Below are 215 nucleotides of genomic sequence, written 5' to 3'. Positions count from 1 at the left end.
AACATCGTGCTGGAGGCCGAACAGGACCCCGAACCCCGGGAGGTCACCGTCGGCGCGGTCTCCACTCATCTGGGGGTGGATCCTTCGGTGGCCAGCCGGATGGTCTCCGACGGCATCTCGGCCGGCTACCTGATCCGCGCCGCCTCCCAGCAGGACGGCCGCCGGACGGTCCTTCACCTCAGCCCCGAGGGCCGGGAACTGATGGCCCGTTTCCG

The 215-nt window shown here is 70.2% G+C and carries 1 protein-coding gene; it reads left to right on the top strand.

Going from position 1 to position 215, the window contains the following annotated elements:
* Positions 1–215 (top strand): MarR family winged helix-turn-helix transcriptional regulator (locus ABD353_RS40295; RefSeq protein WP_344628654.1); only part of this gene is annotated, 215 nt, incomplete at both ends.

This window comes from Kitasatospora arboriphila (assembly GCF_039528095.1).
Taxonomy (GTDB): domain Bacteria; phylum Actinomycetota; class Actinomycetes; order Streptomycetales; family Streptomycetaceae; genus Kitasatospora; species Kitasatospora arboriphila.
This window is presented reverse-complemented; position numbering and strand designations above follow the sequence as displayed.